Annotated in this window: 4 protein-coding genes; all 4 read left to right on the top strand. The window is 41.2% G+C overall.

Annotated elements, in window-relative coordinates:
* Positions 1 to 285 precede the first annotated feature (285 nt).
* Positions 286 to 513, top strand: a complete 228-nt coding sequence (locus ACUVXA_RS20070; protein WP_445873067.1) for a DUF5615 family PIN-like protein — start codon at positions 286 to 288, stop codon at positions 511 to 513.
* 150 nt (positions 514 to 663) lie between these two features.
* On the top strand, positions 664 to 954 hold the full coding sequence (locus tag ACUVXA_RS20075) for a winged helix-turn-helix domain-containing protein (protein ID WP_445873068.1): 291 nt from the start codon (positions 664 to 666) through the stop codon (positions 952 to 954).
* Positions 951 to 1,376, top strand: a complete 426-nt coding sequence (locus tag ACUVXA_RS20080; protein WP_445873069.1) for a hypothetical protein — start codon at positions 951 to 953, stop codon at positions 1,374 to 1,376. Before ACUVXA_RS20075 ends, ACUVXA_RS20080 begins: the two co-directional genes overlap by 4 nt.
* 372 nt (positions 1,377 to 1,748) lie before the next feature.
* Positions 1,749 to 1,952, top strand: coding sequence for a UPF0175 family protein (locus ACUVXA_RS20085; RefSeq protein WP_445873070.1), 204 nt, complete (start codon positions 1,749 to 1,751; stop codon positions 1,950 to 1,952).
* The last annotated feature ends 209 nt before the right edge of the window (positions 1,953 to 2,161 follow it).

Here is a 2,161-nt window from a genome sequence, read left to right on the forward strand (position 1 = left end):
CAGTGGTTCCTTTTAGCGGATTTTTGTTCTCCACGCTGATTGCCGAATTGGTTCTTGTGGGCATATGGTTGTAGCCTTGTATTAGACGTCTCTGCGGATGTTTGGGTTCACGATTAAAGTCCAAGAATGGTATTATTTATCATTAAATCTTTCTACTGTTGTGAACCCTAGGCTTTAGGTATGGTCATTCTGCCCTTTCCATCGATTTTAACCACAGACATAAATATTTTCCTCAAAACAATAAATTATCCCAAAAATATTACTTTTTCCCTCTAAGTGAAGCCTATGAAACTCATCGCTAACGAAAACCTGCCGCTTAAAACAGTTGAATCATTGAAAAACCGAGGATTTGACATTCTTTCAATCAAAAACTACGGTTATGGTCTGGAAGATGCGGAAGCCATCAAAATAGTTGGCAGGGAACACAGAATTCTCATAACGCTGGATAAAGATTTCGTAGAGCTGTTTTTCAAAAAAAGAAAAGTGTCGAGGAATAATCTTCTGAGAAATTAAAGGAAGATTAACGGAAATTAGCTCTTAAGTAGACTGTTGGCTTTTGGTGGAATCCTCATTCCAGTTTAATACTTTGAAAACGTGTGGTTTTATAAATGTTTTAATTCTATATATTTTTGAGAGTTTTAATCGGATATAGAGATGTTCAGAATGATGGTAGAGGTTGTGAAGTCGATTATTTCACGGCTGGAGGAAGGCCCGGTAACGGTGGATGAGCTGGCAAAAGGCCTGGGAATCGATTGGGGGACTTGTGAAGAGTATCTGTCCGCTCTCAAGCTAGTGGGTGTAGTTGAGGAAATTAGGTCAGAGAGGGGAAGAGTTTACAGGTTGAGAGAGAAGAGGAAAAAATGGCTTTTCCCACATGGGAGAAAAATTCCCGACAATTACATTAAAATTGGTAACGAAAAACCAGTTAAAGACGAGGTTGTAGACCTAACTTGAAAAAATGTGGATTAACAGAGACTGAAAGAGTTGAATATGCCGCTGCAGATGGCTCTCCCGAAATACCTGTGCTAGAGGTAACACTCACCAGACCGGATATGGAAGAGAGTGTCCAAACTAAAGCGATCATCGATACGGGTTTTGATGAAGCTATGCTAATCTCAAGGGAAGTCAGAGACGAGTTAGTGAAAAGTGGAATTAAACCCGATGATCACGACTCCCTTGACGCAGGTGCATACGAGATACCCTGCGAGGTTTACCTGCTGCAAGTTAAGGTTGCAAATCGATGGTTTCGAATAAGGGGCTATCACGCTGTTGTCGGCGAATACGAAACTCTAATCGGAAGAATGATAGCCAACCAGCTCACCATCTGCCTAAGAGGGATTGAGAAGAAAACCGTTATAGCTGAAAGAGCCGTATAGAGAAGCTTGACTAGCTCATCAGAAAATATGGAGAAAAACTTGTTTTTCACAGAATGCGCCAAGAGACTCAAGTCAAAACCTTCACTCGATTATCTTTAGAATAAGGTGCACTGGAGCCCTTTTCAGTAGGATGTGCTGCAGACAAAAGTGAAATAAATGACCAAAAAACAATTCAAAAAACTGAAAGAAGCAAAATTTTCAGGCTCACCCATTTTCCTAAATCTTAAAAAAGGGTTAACATTCTAAGAGATAGTGGATTGAAAAGACTTCTTTTCGAATCATTTTTTGATGCAGACAGCAGAGGCTTAAATCAATATAAATAAAAGAATAAATAGTTACGAGTTGAGTTGTGTGATGTGGGTTTTAGATGAGTTGAAGAAGATCGGTGAGATTCAACCCGAAGTTATAAACAGACTCGTCAGCGAGATTCGGAGGGACAGTCCTGAAGTATACAAGTCGTTAGTCATTGGAGCGTACGTTGACGGGAAGATAAACCTGAGCAAGGCCGCCGAGTTACTTGGGGTAGCCAGAATCGAACTCCAGAGAGAGCTGAAAGAGAAGGGTTTACAACAGTAGGAAGATTTAATACTAAATAATACCATATATGGCTATGTGGTACTATGAAACTAGCTGACTGGGCTAGAAAACACGGTATAGACTACAAGACCGCCTACCGCCTCTACCGCTCCGGCAAATTCCCAAGACCAACAGAACAACTACCCACCGGAACAATACTCGTCCACGAAACACCCACCACAACCAACAACGCCGCCCTCTACGCGCGA

Source organism: Candidatus Jordarchaeum sp. (assembly GCF_052745115.1).

Bases quoted from the DNA above. Each gene is read 5' to 3' on its own strand.
- ACUVXA_RS20070 (WP_445873067.1), top strand. From the start codon at position 286: ATGAAACTCATCGCTAACGAAAACCTGCCGCTTAAAACAGTTGAATCA.
- ACUVXA_RS20075 (WP_445873068.1), top strand. From the start codon at position 664: ATGATGGTAGAGGTTGTGAAGTCGATTATTTCACGGCTGGAGGAAGGC.